The sequence below is a fragment of the Pseudomonas sp. BF-B-30 genome (genome assembly GCF_019956305.1).
GTDB classification, from domain to species: Bacteria; Pseudomonadota; Gammaproteobacteria; order Pseudomonadales; family Pseudomonadaceae; genus Aquipseudomonas; species Aquipseudomonas jessenii.
The window spans coordinates 228018-242403 of record NZ_JAHBDG010000022.1 but is presented as its reverse complement, the minus strand read 5'-3'; the positions used below and the strand labels follow the sequence as shown (position 1 = coordinate 242403).

Sequence of the window (14386 nt, the reverse complement as noted above, 5' to 3'; positions counted from 1 at the left end):
GCAAAATGCCGGAGTATCAAAGGGCGTCGTGCAGAATAAAACAGGCCACATGCCATCACTCCCTGCGCAACGGGCTGATTTAAAACCCCTTTTCCCTCAACGGGCCTTGGCCTGATCTCTGCACCCCTTCAGCTACATTCATCAAACGTCGATTGAAGGGGGATGCATGACCCCGGCAAACCGCAGGAAACTGGTGGTCGCCCATTCGGTGCTCGCCGACGCGCCAGTGCATGAAGTTGAAACCAACCGCGCACTGGCCCGCTGGCTGGCGCAGATACTGGGGCTCAAGTACGGCGGCAGCTACGACCCGCAACTGCATGCAGGGCGAGACCTCTACCTGTTGCCGACCCAGACCCTTGTGGGCGCTGCGGCTGCCCGGCAACTGGGGGTCAAGGGCCCGGAGGATTTGTGGGGTGGTTATGTCGACCACGACTTCATCTGCACCAAAGCGATCAGTCACGGATTGCTCAACCACCATGCCCATGCGCCGCGAGGCTGGGCTCCGTTGTTTTCCGAGCGGGTGCGCAGCGTGGTGCTCGACGGTCTCAGCGTGTTTTCCCTGAAGGATGCGCGCCCGGCGGCGGAGCATTTGCTGTACACCGGGCCGATCCGCCTGAAACCGATTCATGCCTGTGCCGGACGTGGTCAGGAAGTGATCAAAAGCCTCGACGAGTTCGATGACCTGCTTGCCCAGCCCGAGGCCGAGGCGATGTTCAGCGAAGGCGTGGTGCTCGAACAGGACCTGGACCAGGTGATCACCCACAGCGTCGGCCAGAGTTTTATCGGCGCAAAGGTACTCAGTTATTGCGGTGATCAATATTTGACCGAGGACGCTCAGGGTGAACAGGTGTATGGCGGGTCCAACCTGCTGGTGGTGCCAGGCGGCTATGACGAATTGTTGAAGCTGGATCTGCCGGAAGACGTGCAACTGGCGATCCGCCAGGCACAGGTGTTCGACAGCGCGGCGGATGAAGCCTACCCAGGTTTCTATGCCTCACGGCGCAACTACGACATCGCCCAGGGCGTCGGCAGCGATGGCCGGCCACGCAGCGGTGTGCTCGAACAATCCTGGCGCATGGGCGGAGCCAGCAGCGCCGAGGTCGCGGCCTTGCAGAATTTCGTCAACGATCCGGGGATGTGCGCGATTCGTGTGTCTTCGGTGGAAACCTACATCGACCAGCCGCTGCCGGCGGACGCCATCGAGGTGTACCGCGGGCCGGCGCAGGCCAGTGACTTTCTCCTCAAGTACGTGACGGTTAAACCCTATGACGGCTAGAAGCGAATCCATTCAGATCGACATTGACGACGAACAGATGAGCGGCACCTTCCTGAGTCCCAAATCGAAAGTCCCCGGCGTGCTCTTTGTGCACGGTTGGGGCGGCAGCCAGGAGCGGGATCTGGAACGCGCCAAAGGTATCGCCGGGTTGGGGTGCGTGTGCCTGACCTTTGACCTGCGCGGGCACACCGGTGGCACCGGCATTCCATTGTCCCGGGTGACCCGGGAAGACAATTTGCGCGACCTGCTGGCGGCCTATGACCGCTTGCTCGCGCACCCGGCCCTCGATACCTCGGCGATTGCCGTGGTCGGCACCAGTTACGGGGGGTATCTGGCCTCGATTCTGACCTCGCTGAGGCCCGTGCGCTGGCTGGCGCTGCGGGTGCCGGCGCTGTATCGCGACGAGCAATGGCACGCGCCGAAACGCGACCTGGACAAGCTGGATTTGCGTGATTACCGAAGCACTCTGGTGCGTGCCGACAGCAATCGTGCCTTGCACGCCTGCTCGCAATTCACCGGGGATGTCCTGTTGGTGCAGTCCGAGACCGACGACTACGTGCCCCATTCGACGATCATGAGTTACCGCGCGGCGTGTCAGCAGACTCACTCGCTGACCCATCGCATTATCGATGGCGCCGACCATGCGCTGAGCGACCCGGTTTCGCAGCAGGCCTACACCTCGATCCTTGTCGGCTGGATTACCGAGATGGTGGTGGGGGAGCGTTTGAGCATTATTCAATCCCAGTGATTTGCGGTGTGCTTGCGGACGCCTTCGCGGGCAAGCCCGCTCCCACAAGGATCGAGGGTGTACATGGAATCTGTATCCACCAACAGACACTGTGGGAGCGGGCTTGCCCGCGAAGGCGTCCTCACAACCAGTACAAAATCACTTGGGTTTCTTCGCAATCCGCAATGACTTGGCCTTGGCTTCCACCAGCAGGTACATCACCAGGGCAATCAACAACGGCAGGATGAAGTAAATCGCCCGATAGGCCAGCAGTCCCGCCACCAGGCTGCCCCGCGAAGCCTCGTGTTGCAGCAGCGCCACAAACACGGCTTCCAGCACGCCGAGCCCGGCCGGGATGTGAGTGATGACCCCGGCGATGGCGCTGATCAACAGCACACCCAGCACCAGTGGATAGTCCAGTTTGTTCGGTAGCAAGGTGAAGATCACCGCTGCCATCAGCGACCAGTTCAGGGCACCGAGGGCCAGTTGCAGCACGGCCATGCGCGGCGACGGCAGGTCAATCTCCACACCACGAATCACCCACTCCCGACGTTTGGCAAACCGGCACGCCACCAGGTATCCGGCGCTCAGCAGCAACAACAAAACCCCCACGCCTTGCAGCGCGCTACTGCTGAGCTTCCAGCCCGGCGGCATGCGTACCAGCCCGCTGCTGAACATGGCGCCGGCAATGACCATGTAACCGAACCAGTTGGTCGCCAGGCTCAGACCGAGGATTTTCGCGATGTTGCTCTTACTGACCCCGAGCCGCGAATACAGCCGGTATCGCATGGCGATGCCACCGACCCAGGCGCTCAGGTTCAGGTTGAAGGCGTAGCTGATGATCCCCACGGGCAGAATCTGCTTCCAGGTCAGGTTCTGGCGGATGTAGGTGCGGCCGATCAGGTCGAAGCAGGCGTACACCAGAAAACTCACCAGGGTCAGCCCCGAGGCAATGATCAGTGTGCGCACCTTGAATTCGGCCAGGGTATCGAACACTTCGTTCCATTCGATGCGCTGGGCGAGCATCGTGAACAGCACGATCAGCATCAGGAAAAACAGCATCGTCAGCGGTCGTTTCCAGCGGTTCCAGTGCGTCTTCCCAGGGCTTTTGGCGTGAGTTGCCGTGTGGGGCTCAGTGCGGTTCATGGTCAGCGGCCCCGGTCGGAGGAGGAATGTGTTTCAGGCGAGGTTTATGCGCCGGCAACCAACCGGCCCACGCCGGGAAATGCCGCAGGCAGTGAAACACCAGAAAACCGACGGTCATGTGCCAGACACGCCCGCGTGGCGCGATGTCGTGAGACATGACCTTGCAATGGTTGTCGCTGAGGTCTTCCAGGCGATCGAACAGAACTCGATTGAAGCCACGGTCGCGGATCAGCACGTTGGCTTCCAGGTTCATCGACAGGCTCAACGGGTCGAGGTTACTGGAGCCTACGGTGCTCCAGTCTTCATCCACCAGTGCGACCTTGCCGTGCAGCGGACGGTCGCAATATTCGTAGATCTTCACACCGGATTTGAGCAGGTAATCGTAGGTCATGCGCGCCGCAAGCCTGGCCACCCGCATGTCTGGCTGGCCCTGCAGGATCAGCCGCACATCCACCCCTCTGCGGGCCGCGTTGCGGATCTCGCGCAACAAGCGGAACCCTGGAAAGAAGTAGGCGTTGGCGATCACCACCCGGCGCTGCGCCTGGCGCAATACCTGGCGGTAAACCTCCTCGATGTCGGTCTGGTGTTCCCCGTTGTCGCGGTACACCAGCCGCACCTGGCCATCGTGATCGCTGAAGGCCAGTTCCGAACGCCGCTGTCGACGGCGGTGCCACCAGTATTTTGCGTGCGCCGGGCGACCGCATTGCAGCAGGGCAAAGTGATGGATATCGGCCACGGCCGGGCCTTGTACTTCTACGGAATAATCCTGTTTGGCCTCGGGGCCGAAGTCGGCCAGATGATCGGCAGAAAAATTGATCCCGCCGACGAACGCGACGGTGCCATCGACCACCACGATCTTGCGGTGCAGGCGCCGGAACCAGTTGGTGCGGATGCCCAGGCGTTTCGGTGCCGGATCGAACATTTGCAGGTGCACGCCGGCCGCGGTCAGGGCGTTCAGGAACCCGGTACTCAGTTCGCCGCAGCCGAAGCCGTCGAGGCTGACGGTAGTGCGCACGCCACGCTGGGCGGCTTCGATCAGAATCTGTTGCAGCTCATTGCCGACCTTGTCCTCGAACAGAATGAAGGTCTCCAACAGGATTTCATTTTGCGCCCGGCGCAGGGCTTCAAACACCCGGGGAAAATACGCCTCGCCATTTTCCAGCAACTCGACCCGATTGCTGCCTTGCCAGCCGTATTCGACATCGACCGCTGTCGGCTCGCGGGTGGGCGGAGCGGGGATGTGTTCCAGCGTGTTTTTTTCCATCGACTGGCTGCTCATAGCTCGATCTCCACCGACAGCGGGGCGTGGTCGGAAAGGTGCGACCAGGGCCGGGAGGTCAGCACTTGCGGATGGCTGGCCTTGAGGTTGCGTACGTAGATGCGGTCCAGGCGCAATGCCGGCAAGCGCGCGGGGAAACTGCGCGCCGGTTTGCCATGGTGCTCGGCGAAGACTTCGCGCAAACCGCTGGGTGTGAGCAATGCATCGGCGCGCTGGCGCCAATCATTGAAGTCCCCGGCGACAATCACCGGGGCGTTGCCGGGCAGGGCGTCCAGGCGCTGGGCGAGCAGCTTCAGTTGCGCGGTGCGATGGGTTTCGCGCAGCCCCAGATGCACGCAAATCGCATGCACCTCCTGGCCGTCGCCGGGCAAGCGCAACACACAATGCAAGAGCCCGCGGTTCTCGTGGCCGCTGATGGACACGTCGAGGTTGTCGTGGCGGATGATCTGGAACTTCGACAACAGCGCATTGCCGTGATCGCCCGCCGGATACACCGCATTGCGGCCATAGGCGAACTGCGGCCACAGGCTGTCGGCAAGGAATTCGTATTGCGGCATCGCCGGCCAGTTGGTGTAGCGCCTGGGGTGCTGTTCGTGGGTGCCGTGGACTTCCTGCAAAAACACCACATCGGCAGACACGCTACGCACCGCTTCACGCAGTTCCGGCAGGATGAAACGCCGGTTGAGCGCGGTGAAACCCTTATGGGTGTTGACCGTCAGCACGGTGAAGCGCTGCACTGTCGTGTTGATGGGTGTCTGCTCGTCCGTGACGCCGACCGGCTCTGGAATGCTCATGGCAACACGCCCTCGGCCGCAGGCTCACCGGGGACGGTGGCGAGGTTTTTTTCGAGGTGCAGGCGTTGCAGCAAGTGGCGTGCATCAAAGGGGGCGCGGACTTTGATGTCGTTATCGAAATAGCAGAACACCTCCCGGGATTTGCACGCCTTTGGCTTCTGCCGGGGCGCGATCAATTGTGGATTATCCGGTTGTTGGCCGTGATGCCAGGCTTCGATTCGTTCGCCCCAGCGTTTTAGTGACTGCGGGGTGTAACCGCTGGCATAGAGTGCTTCGGCGCCATGCAGACGCAGGTAGACGAAATCGCTGGTGATGTCTTCGCGATACGGCCATTTACCTGCGGTGTCGGCGATGACCAGGGCCGTGTTATAGCGCTTGAGCAAGCGGACGAACAGCGGATCGACAAAGCTGTCATGGCGGATTTCCACGGCATAGCGTTCGGGGCGCTGCAGTGCGTAGAACGATCCATTGATTTCGATGCTGTTGACCGCCCGCGAGGCGAATTGCAATTCGCGCTTGTGGGTCAGGCCAATGGGGTAGAAGTCTCCCCGCCAGGGCGTGTAGCGCCAGCCTGAAATACCGATATGAATCGCCGCCATGTCGCCTCCGGACTACCTACCCATGTCTTTGGGTGACTGCGCTGCGGCGGCAAAAGTTTCGATGGGGCTACGGATGGTCAATTTTCTACAGAACAACACCGAACAAGTGTGGGAGCGAGCTTGCTCGCGATGGCGGTTTATCAGTCACATCCATGTTGAATGGACCGCCGTCATCGCGAGCAAGCTCGCTCCCACAGTGGGTATCAGTGACCCGTGATAATGCGGGGAGAACCCTCAGATGGTTCTGCATACACCGGGCCGAGGCGATCAAGACGTCCACTCCACGCGGTCAATGCCAGCGCCACCAACACCACCAGGCCACCGATCCATGCGGTGTGAATCAACCCCATGTGGGCGACGATCAGGCCTCCGCCCCACGCGCCACCGGCAATGCCGAGGTTGAACGCTGCGATGTTCAGGCCGGACGCCACGTCCACCGCCTGCGGGGTGTGATGCTCAGCCTGACGCACCACATACACCTGCAACCCCGGCACGTTGCCGAATGCCACGGCGCCCCAGACCAGCACGGTGGCCAGCGCGAGCCAAGGATTACCGGCGGTGAAAGTCAGCACGAACAACACGGCGGCGAGCAGGGCAAAGATGATTTTCAGGGCGCTGATCGGGCCGCGCTTGTCCGCCAGTTTGCCGCCCCAGATGTTGCCGATGGCCACGGAGATGCCGTAGACCAGCAACACCAGGCTGACGGTGCTGGCGCTGAAGCCGGAGAGGTCCTGAAGAATCGGCGCGAGGAAGGTAAAGGCAATGAACGAGCCGCCGTAGCCGACTGCCGTTATCGCATACACCAGCAGCAGGCGTGGTTGCTTGAGCACCTGCAATTGCTGCAACAGCGATGCGGGTTTGCTGTGGGCGATATTTTTCGGCACGTATATCAGGCTGCCGATGAAGGCGATCACGCCCAGGGCCGAAACGGCGAGGAAGGTTTCACGCCAGCCGAAATGCTGGCCGATGAATGTCCCCAGCGGCACGCCGGTGACCAGCGCCACGGTCAGGCCGGTGAACATGATGGCAATCGCGCTGGCGGCTTTTTCCTTCGGCACTAGACTGGTGGCGATGGTCGAGCCGATCGAGAAAAACACCCCATGGGCCAGGCCGGTGACGATCCGTGCGAGGATCAACGACTCGTAACTCGGTGCTTGCCACGCCAGCAGGTTGCCGAGGGTGAACAGCACCATCAGCGACAACAGCAGCAATTTGCGCGGAACCTTGCCGGTGAGGGCGGTCAGCACCGGGGCGCCGACGGCAACGCCAAGGGCATACAGGCTGACCAGCAGGCCGGCGGATGGCAGACTGACGCCGAGGTCGGCGCCGATGGTGGGTAACAGGCCAACGATGACGAACTCGGTCGTCCCGATGGCAAAGGCGCTGAGGGTCAGCGCGAGCAAGGCAATGGGCATGGCTGCAACTCCGGTGGATTCATTCGATGGAGCGCAGTGTCGTGGTTCGGATCGTGCGGAAAAATACAGGGACGAGCATTTGATATTTGCGTGCAGATCAAAGATCGTGAGGGCGGATGCATATTTGTGGCGAGGGGGCTTGCCCCCGTTGGGGTGCGAAGCGCCCCTAAAACCTACCATTCGAATTCATCTGATACACCGCATGCAATGGGTTTACGACTGCTTCGCAGCCGAACGGGGGCAAGCCCCCTCGCCACAGGAGATATCACTGTCCTGCTATTTGCGGGCAATATCCGAACTTGCCCGGTATTTCTCGATCAGTTCCTTACCGACACAGCCAAAGGAGCGGGTGTTTTGATCAGGCTCAAGACCGCGATACTGCTGGGAGCGTTGCTGTTTGTGGGTAGCGAGCAACTGGAAGCCGCCGCGATACCGGGGCTGCCGACCACCGCGACCGCCGCGACGCCGCCGGCCCATCCCGAACCGCTGGTGCAAGGCGGATTACTGGGGGCCATCAGTTCAAGCATCGACGAGGTCCAGACCAAACTCGATCTCAACGAAAACCTCCTCGACGTCTGGCGCCTGCGTGCCGACCTCGCGGCCGATGAAGTGGATCAGTTGGTCAATAAGCCATCGGCCCATTCGCCCTGGCGCGTCGCCGGCGATTTCCTGCTGCTGACCTGCGTGTGGGCGGCCGTGTTTGCCTGTCTTTGGCTGCTTGGGCGGATGGTCGCCAGGCGCCTGTGCGAGCACCGTCTGCTGCTCAGTCGCGAACGGGGCCAGGCGTTGCTCGGTTACGTGCTGCCCTACACCCTTCCCGCGGTGATCAGTCTGCCGTTGACGATTTATGCCAGCCAGCTTTTGCCGATATCGGCGGGAAGGGCGCTGGCGTTGTGTTTTGCCTATGCCACCAGTGCCGGGATCTTTGCCGCGTCATTGGTGCTGTCGCTGGTGGTGATGTTCAATGCCGGACACAAGCGGCGGGCGGTGCAGATTATTCGACAACACAGCCCACGACCGCTGTTCGGCATCGGTTTTCTGGTGGCCCTGAGCGATGCCCTGACCAGCCCGCAGATCGCCCATCAACTGGGCAGTAATCTCACCAGCAGCATCGCCGTGTTCACTGGATTGGCAGCGTCGATTTCCTTCGGCTTGCTGGTGATCCGCATGCGTCGCCCTGTCGCCCATGTGATCCGCATCCTGCCGCTGGCCCAGCGCCTCAGCCAGCCGGCGTTGCGTGAAACCCTGCGGATATTTTCCGGGCTCTGGTATTGGCCGATTCTGTTGATGGTCCTGGTTTCGATTATCAACCTGATCGGCGCCGGGGTGGACAACCAGAGGGTGCTGCGCAGCGCCTTGTTCACCACGGTGCTGCTGATCGCCACGGTGTTTCTCAGCACCACGCTGCATCATCTGTTCAAGACGCGCAGCGAAGCGGACCTGCGCCGCAGCAGCGCCTACAAGGAGCGCTTTCTCAATTTGTCACATGCCTTGTTGCGCATCGCCATGGCCATCGTGTTCATCGATATCCTCGGGCGGATCTGGGGCGTGTCGCTGTTCGAATTCGCGGTGACCAATGCCGTGGGCCGGGCGATCAGTGATTCCCTGGGCCACATCGGTCTGATCCTGCTGGTGACCTGGATGGTCTGGGTGGTGCTCGACACGGCGATTCAGGAAGCCCTGAAACCGCCAACCAACAAGCGCTCGGCGCGCCAGCCGAGTACGCGGGTGAAAACCATCCTGCCGCTGCTGCGCAACGCGATCAAAATCATCCTGGTGGTGATTTGCGCGATCACCACCATGGCCAACCTGGGGATCAACGTCGCACCGTTCCTGGCAGGTGCCGGGGTCATCGGCCTGGCGATCGGTTTCGGCTCTCAGCAACTGGTGCAGGACGTGATCACCGGGCTGTTCATCATCATCGAAGACACCCTGTCCATCGGTGACTGGGTGGTGCTCGATTCCGGGCATGCCGGCACCGTCGAAGGCCTGACCATCCGTACCTTGCGCCTGCGCGATGGCAAGGGCTTCGTGCACTCGGTGCCGTTCGGGCAGATCAAGGCCGTGACCAACCAATCGCGGCAATTCGCCTATGCGTTTTTCTCGGTGCAGTTCACCTACGACACCGATGTCGACAAGGCCATCGAGCTGATCCGCGAGGCCGGGCATTCCATCAGCAACGATCCGTTCCTGCGCTACAACCTGCAAGGGCCGCTGGATGTGTTTGGCGTCGACAAGATGGACCTCAACGGTGTGGTGCTGACCGCGCAATTCCGTACGGTGTCCGGTGGTCAATACGCGGTGAGCCGGGCTTTCAACCAGCGCCTGAAAAAGCTTGTGGATAACTGCCCGTGGGTGCATTTCGCGCAGACTTATCCACAGCAGGCGCTGGTGCCCAGGCATGCGGTCGAGCCGCCAGCCGAGGCGGGGCATGAGCCGGACCATTCGGCGGTGCTGATGCCGGATCGACCGCGGTCGCAATAGTTTTTTGTCGACAATACTGGCCTCTTCGCGGGCAAGCCCGCTCCCACAGGGTTTTATGTTGGAACACCAATCTGCGTCCGGACATTGATCCAATGTGGGAGCGGGCTTGCTCGCGAAGGCGCCAGACCAGACAACCTCAGTGCCGGATCAGTTTGTTGCGCACCTCGACACTGAGTTGCTGATCCAGCTCAACCCAAAAATGCTGCTTGCCGGCAATCTCGGCAGCAACCGCCAACCCATCGCGATACACCAGCCGATTGCTTGCCAGTGCCGGGACTTTCGCGCCAGGCAATAGCGTGCCGGCGAGGTTCAGCGGATCGACCCCGCACACCGCGACCAGGCTGCCGTCATGGGGCCGACGCCGTACCTCCCGCAACAAGGGGATCGCCTCGGGCAGGGCGAATTGCTCGCCCGCCAGGCCACTGACAAAACGCCCGCCACGAATCTCGCCGCGAGCCTCCAGGCGATGGAAAGTACGCAGCAGTTCGCGCCAGCTCGGCAGCCAGTCCGCCTCACGTTCCAGCAAACGCCAGAACACCACGCCGTAACGGCGCAGCAAGGTCATGGCGATGTGCTCAAGGGTATCGGCAGGCGTCCGCTGGTTTTGCACCACCGGCGCGACAGGCGTGCGTCGCAACAAGACCCAGCGCCCGGCATCGTCCATGCCTCCGATGAATGCTCCGCGCCCGCGTCGACTGTTGCGAGGCTGGCGCTTGCTGGCCGGGGTGATCAGTGCGCGCAATCCGGCGAAGCTGTCAGCATTCACCAGCCCCGCGCCCACCAGTTCCTGCAAGGCGATTTCCAGCTCCGAACGCAGCAGATGGGCCTCATGGATCAGTTCATCGAAAAACAGCGCGCCATGCTGGTTGAGGGCGGAGTGGACCTTTTGTGTTTTTGGCGACAGTTCGCTGACCGGCGTCTGTTCGGTCAAGCCGCTCCAGAGGCCGACCCGGTTGCGCGGCAGCAACACAATCGGCGTGCTGCGCAGCGCGGTGCTGGCGCTTTTGTTGTGCGCAGTCAGGCGCGTCCACACCAGTCTGCCACTGCGGCACAGCTCATCGAGCCAGGTCGCCGAGTAGTCCTTGATCCGCGCCGGCAGGATGTCGCTGTCCCAGGCTGAAGCGGCAGCAGGGTAGCCTTCCAATTGCGCGACGACGGCTGGCAGTACCGCGGCGCCCTGACCCTGGCTTGCGCTCGACACATGCTGCCAGTCGAACAGGAAGCGCATGAAATCCTGCAACGCCACCGGTTCGATTTCCCGGCGCAGGCGCTTGACCGTATAGCGGTGAATCCGCGCCAGCAAATGCCGCTCGCACCATTCTTCCCGGGTGGCACCCGGGGTAAAGCGACCGCGCAGCACATAGCCTTCGCGTTCCAGTTGCGCCAGGGCCTGGTTGACCTGCGCAGCGGGCAAGCCGAGTGGTTCGGCAATGCGATCGAGCGCCAGCGGCCCGAAGGCACTGAGCCGCGCGCGGATCAGTTCGAGGATGGCGTCGTCGGCTTCCCAGACCTCGTCGAAGTCCGGCAGCGCTTGCAGCGACGGCGTCAATTCGGCCTGGGGATAAATCGCCTGCAGGCAGGTCAGGCGCTCCAGCGCCAGCCACAGCGATTGCCTGGCGTTGATCTGCAAACGGCTCGCGCGGCCACTGTCGGCCAGGGTCTTGAGCCAGTCGAACCACTGCGGATTGGCGCCGGCCTCGGTATCGGTGATGCACGCCAGGCTCATCAACGCCTCGTGCATTTCGTCGACCCCGCAGGGCGCTGGCCAGGCTTCGTTGCGCACGGCGGCAATCGCCTCGGCGTCCAGGGCGCCGAGGTCGTCGGTGGATTGCGGGTCGCTCCAGCGCCGATTGAGCACTGCCTGGGTTCTACGTTCCTCCAGTGGCGCATCGTCGAGAAAGGTATAGGGCCGGGCGCTGAGAATCTCCGCCGCCAGCGGTGAAGGCGCCGGCAAGTCGCGGCTGATCAGGCGAATGTCGCCGCGTTCCATGCGCCGCAACAAGGCCAGCCAGCCTTGGCTGTCCATGGCTTCGTGCAGGCAATCGTCGAGGGTTTGTTCCACCAGCGGATGGTCGGGAATCTCCCGTTCGCCGGCGAGATTTTCCACGCAGGCGATCTGATCGGGAAACACGCTGGCGATCAGGTCTTCGCTTTTCATCCGCTGGATCTGCGGCGGGACTTTGCGCCCGCCGCTGTAGCGCGGCAGCGCCAGGGCCACGCCGGCATTCCAGCGCCAGCGCACGCCGAACAGCGGCGCGTCGAGCACGGCTTGAATCAGGATGTGTTCGGCACTGTTGCTGTGCAAGTAGCGCCAGACGTCGTCCAGTTCAAAACTGTGGCTGGTGGACAGCGACAGCACGATGGCGTCTTCGCTGGCGGCGGCCTGCAATTCGAAATTGAAGGTGCGACAGAAACGCTTGCGCAGGGCCAGGCCCCAGGCGCGGTTGATGCGGCTGCCGAACGGCGTGTGAATGACCAGTTGCGTGCCGCCTGACTCGTCGAAAAAACGCTCCATCAGCAGCGTGTCTTGGGATGGCAGGGCACCCAGCGTTTGCCGCGCACGGGCCAGGTAATCCACCAGTTGTCCGGCGCTGGCGATGTTCAAACCCAGGGTCTCGGTCAGCCAGTCGAGCGCTGGTTGCAAGTCACCTGGCGCAGCCCCCAGCAGGTCATCGAGTTGTGCCTGCAAGCGCGCCACCGCCGAGGACAATTCGGCACTGCGCCCCGGTGCTTCACCGAGCCAGAACGGAATGGTCGGCGGCTGGCCCTGGGCATCCTCGACCCGGACTTTGCCGGTTTCCACCCGCAGGATCCGATAGGACGTGTTGCCTAACTGGAAGATATCCCCGGCAATGCTTTCCACGGCGAAGTCTTCGTTGATGGTGCCGATGTTCAGCCCTTGAGGCTCCAGCAGCACGCTGTAGTCGGCGTTGTCCGGAATGGTCCCGCCACTGGTCACCGCCGTCAGTTTCGCGCCCCGGCGGCCGCGCAGGGTGCGGCTCACAGCGTCGCGATGCAGGTAGGCACTACGGATGCCCTGACGACCGTTGTAACCCTCGGCGAGCATGTGCAGCAGCGCCTGATAGTGTTTGTCGTCGAGTCCGGCGTAGGGCGAGGCGCGGCGCAGCATCTCCAGTAGCGCTTGCTCCGGCCACTCCTGGCAACTGACCTCGGCGATGATCTGCTGCGCCAGCACGTCCAGCGGCGCTTGCGGGATCAGCAAGGTATCGAGTTCGCCCCGGCGCACGCAGTCGAGCAGCGCGGCGCATTCGATCAGGTCGTCCCGGGTGGTGGCGAACAAACGACCCTTGGGCGTGCCGCCGACCTGGTGCCCGGAGCGGCCGACCCGTTGCAGAAACCCGGCAATCGAACGCGGTGAGGCGATCTGGCACACCAGGTCGACGTCGCCGATGTCGATCCCCAGTTCCAGCGACGCGGTGGCGATCAGCACTTGCAGGTCGCCGCGCTTGAGTCGCCGCTCGGCATCCAGGCGAAACTCCTTGGCCAGGCTGCCGTGGTGGGCGGCCACGGCATCTTTGCCCAGGCGCTCGCTCAGGTGCCGGCTCAGGCGTTCGGCCAGACGTCGGGTGTTGACGAAGATCAGCGTGGTCCGGTGTTCCCGGGCGAGGGCGGCGAGGCGGTCGTAGACCAACTCCCAGACATCGTTGGCCATCACGGCCGATAGCGGCACGGGCGGTACTTCGATGTCCAGGTCGCGGGGGCGGGCGTGGCCGATGTCGACGATCTCGCACGGGCGGTCGCGACCGACAAGGAAGCGCGAGACCGCTTCGATGGGCTTTTGCGTGGCCGACAGCCCGATGCGCAACAGTGGCTCCGGGCAGAGGGCTTGCAGGCGTTCAAGGCTCAGCGCCAGGTGGCTGCCGCGTTTGCTGGCCGCCATGGCGTGGATCTCGTCGACGATCACCGTTTGTGCGGTGCCGAGCATCTGCCGGCCAGAGTCGGAACCGAGCAGCACATACAGGGATTCCGGCGTGGTCACCAGTATGTGCGGTGCGGTCTTGCGCATTGCCGAACGATCTTTTTGCGGTGTATCGCCGGTGCGCACGGCGGTGGTGATCTGCAGTTCGGGCAGGCCCATCACGCGCAATTGCTCGGTAATGCCGGCCAGCGGGTTTTGCAGGTTGATCTGGATGTCGTTGGACAGGGCCTTGAGGGGCGAGACGTAGACCACCAGGGTTGCGTCGGGCAAGCCTTCGGGGCTTTCCAGGCCGCGGTGCACCAGGTCATCGATGACGGCGAGAAAGGCGGTGAGGGTCTTGCCGGAACCGGTGGGCGCGGCGACCAGGGTTGAGCGACGCTGGCGGATCAACGGCCACGCCCGGGCCTGGGCGGCGGTGACCGCCGGGAACGTGTGGCTGAACCAGGCGCTGACGGCAGGGTGGAAGCCGCTCAGGGCACTGTCTGCGGGAATGGGCAGGTTCATGCAGCAAGTTATGCGGGTGGGTGGGCCAAGATGCAAGTACCGCTTGGGGATCTCTGTTGACTGACAGGACCCCATCGCGAGCAAGCTCGCTCCCACAGGGGAGCGGTTTACACAAAACCATTGTGGGAGCTAGCTTGCTCGCGATGAGGCCAGTGACAGCACCACAAATCCCCCGGATCTACACTTTACGGGTGACGGTTGCGCACTAAACCCGCAAAATGC

Annotated in this window: 9 protein-coding genes; 3 read left to right on the top strand and 6 right to left on the bottom strand. The window is 62.6% G+C overall.

Features of this window, described 5'->3' with window-relative positions; translation table 11 throughout:
• Positions 1-166 precede the first annotated feature (166 nt).
• Entirely contained in the window at positions 167-1276 is a 1110-nt protein-coding gene (locus KGB29_RS13945; protein WP_150814481.1) for a DUF3182 family protein, read from the top strand.
• Positions 1266-2024 (top strand): alpha/beta hydrolase family protein, encoded by a 759-nt coding sequence (locus tag KGB29_RS13940; RefSeq protein WP_150814480.1) that lies wholly within the window; start codon positions 1266-1268, stop codon positions 2022-2024. Before KGB29_RS13945 ends, KGB29_RS13940 begins: the two co-directional genes overlap by 11 nt.
• A gap of 138 nt (positions 2025-2162) precedes the next feature.
• Here KGB29_RS13940 and KGB29_RS13935 read toward each other — a convergent pair whose 3' ends face one another.
• The 5 genes from KGB29_RS13935 to KGB29_RS13915 form a co-directional block, all read right to left on the bottom strand.
• Positions 2163-3149: a lysylphosphatidylglycerol synthase domain-containing protein gene (locus KGB29_RS13935; RefSeq protein WP_150814479.1), complete on the bottom strand. Its 987-nt coding sequence runs from the start codon at positions 3147-3149 to the stop codon at positions 2163-2165.
• Positions 3136-4428: a cardiolipin synthase ClsB gene (clsB, locus tag KGB29_RS13930; RefSeq protein WP_150814478.1), complete on the bottom strand. Its 1293-nt coding sequence runs from the start codon at positions 4426-4428 to the stop codon at positions 3136-3138. Before clsB ends, KGB29_RS13935 begins: the two co-directional genes overlap by 14 nt.
• Entirely contained in the window at positions 4425-5222 is a 798-nt protein-coding gene (locus KGB29_RS13925; RefSeq protein ID WP_150814477.1) for an endonuclease/exonuclease/phosphatase family protein, read from the bottom strand. The genes clsB and KGB29_RS13925 overlap by 4 nt, the downstream gene beginning before the upstream one ends.
• A complete protein-coding gene (locus KGB29_RS13920) occupies positions 5219-5821 on the bottom strand; it encodes a DUF72 domain-containing protein (protein WP_150814476.1) in 603 nt (200 codons plus the stop codon). Before KGB29_RS13920 ends, KGB29_RS13925 begins: the two co-directional genes overlap by 4 nt.
• Before the next feature lie 203 nt (positions 5822-6024).
• Positions 6025-7236: an MFS transporter gene (locus tag KGB29_RS13915; protein ID WP_150814475.1), complete on the bottom strand. Its 1212-nt coding sequence runs from the start codon at positions 7234-7236 to the stop codon at positions 6025-6027.
• A gap of 354 nt (positions 7237-7590) precedes the next feature.
• Here KGB29_RS13915 and KGB29_RS13910 point away from each other — a divergent pair, with 354 nt between their 5' ends.
• Complete coding sequence (locus KGB29_RS13910) at positions 7591-9720, top strand: mechanosensitive ion channel family protein (protein ID WP_150814473.1); 2130 nt, start codon at positions 7591-7593, stop codon at positions 9718-9720.
• A 136-nt stretch (positions 9721-9856) separates the two neighbouring features.
• Here KGB29_RS13910 and KGB29_RS13905 read toward each other — a convergent pair whose 3' ends face one another.
• Positions 9857-14164: a DNA glycosylase AlkZ-like family protein gene (locus KGB29_RS13905; RefSeq protein WP_218543912.1), complete on the bottom strand. Its 4308-nt coding sequence runs from the start codon at positions 14162-14164 to the stop codon at positions 9857-9859.
• Between the last annotated feature and the right edge of the window lie 222 nt (positions 14165-14386).

Excerpts from the sequence above, each read along its gene's own strand:
- KGB29_RS13945 (WP_150814481.1), top strand. The coding sequence starts at position 167 with ATGACCCCGGCAAACCGCAGGAAACTGGTGGTCGCCCATTCGGTGCTC.
- KGB29_RS13940 (WP_150814480.1), top strand. The coding sequence starts at position 1,266 with ATGACGGCTAGAAGCGAATCCATTCAGATCGACATTGACGACGAACAG.
- KGB29_RS13935 (WP_150814479.1), bottom strand. The coding sequence starts at position 3,149 with ATGAACCGCACTGAGCCCCACACGGCAACTCACGCCAAAAGCCCTGGG.
- clsB (WP_150814478.1), bottom strand. The coding sequence starts at position 4,428 with ATGAGCAGCCAGTCGATGGAAAAAAACACGCTGGAACACATCCCCGCT.
- KGB29_RS13925 (WP_150814477.1), bottom strand. The coding sequence starts at position 5,222 with ATGAGCATTCCAGAGCCGGTCGGCGTCACGGACGAGCAGACACCCATC.
- KGB29_RS13920 (WP_150814476.1), bottom strand. The coding sequence starts at position 5,821 with ATGGCGGCGATTCATATCGGTATTTCAGGCTGGCGCTACACGCCCTGG.
- KGB29_RS13915 (WP_150814475.1), bottom strand. The coding sequence starts at position 7,236 with ATGCCCATTGCCTTGCTCGCGCTGACCCTCAGCGCCTTTGCCATCGGG.
- KGB29_RS13905 (WP_218543912.1), bottom strand. The coding sequence starts at position 14,164 with ATGAACCTGCCCATTCCCGCAGACAGTGCCCTGAGCGGCTTCCACCCT.